General features: G+C 67.1%; 1 protein-coding gene. It reads right to left on the bottom strand.

The window, feature by feature from the left end:
* The coding region (locus P3G67_RS35750) for an Ig-like domain-containing protein (protein ID WP_391858427.1) at positions 1-983 on the bottom strand (983 nt) is incomplete at its 3' end.
* Positions 984-1,030 lie beyond the last annotated feature (47 nt).

Raw genomic sequence — 1,030 nt, 5'->3', positions numbered from 1 at the left:
GTCTGGGTGTCTACGGGTGAGGTGGAGGTGTTGAAGTTGCCACTTCCGTTGTAGACGGCGGTCAGGGAGTGGGTGCCGATGGCGAGGGTGGTGGTGCTGAAGGTCGCCATGCCGCCGCTGAGGGTACTGGTGCCGAGGAGGGTGGCGCCGTCGAAGAAGCTCACGGTTCCGGTGGGGGTACCGGCTCCGGGTGCGGCAGCGGTGACGGTGGCGGTGAGGGTCTTGGACTGTCCGAAGACCGAGGGGTCGGGTGCCGAAGTCAAGGCGGTGTTGCTGTTGGCTTTGGTGACCATCTGGTTGCTGGTAGTGGAGGTGGAGCCGGTGAAGTTGCTGTCGCCGTTGTAGGTCGCGCGGATGGTGCGTGTGCCGACGGGCAGGGTGGAGACGATGAGCGTCGCCACACCGCCGGAGAGGGTGACCGGCGCCTGCGGGATGCCGCCGATGAAGAACGTCACGGTGCCGGTGGGCGTACCCGCGCCCGGTGCCACGGCGGCCACGGTCGCCGTGAGGGTCACTGGCTGTCCGAAGACCGACGGATTGGGCGAGGAATTCGCGGTGGTCGTCGTGCTCGCCTTGCCCACCGTCTGGGTGTCGACGGGCGAGGTTGAGCCGGAGAAGTTGGTGTCCCCGTTGTAGACAGCGGTCAGGGAGTGACTGCCGGTGGCGAGAGTGGTGGTGCTGAAGGTCGCCACCCCACCGCTGAGCGTGCCCGTGCCAAGCAGGGTCGCGCCGTCGAAGAAGCTCACAGTCCCCGTCGGAGTACCAGCTCCGGGAGAGATGGCCGTCACCGTGGCGGTGAGCGCCTTCGCCTGCCCGAACACCGACGGGTCCGGCGACGAGCTCAACGCCGTAGATGTAGCCGACCGGTTGACCGTCTGGGTGTCCACCGGAGACGTCGAGCCACTGAAGTTGGAGTCACCGCCGTACACGGCGGTCACGGAATGCGATCCCACCGACAGCGAAGACGTCGTGAGCGTCGCCACACCACCGCTCAGCGTGCCCGTACCCAGAAGGGTCGCACCGTCGAAGA

It is taken from the genome of Streptomyces silvisoli (assembly GCF_029269905.1).
Taxonomy (GTDB): domain Bacteria; phylum Actinomycetota; class Actinomycetes; order Streptomycetales; family Streptomycetaceae; genus Streptantibioticus_A; species Streptantibioticus_A silvisoli_A.
This window is presented reverse-complemented; position numbering and strand designations above follow the sequence as displayed.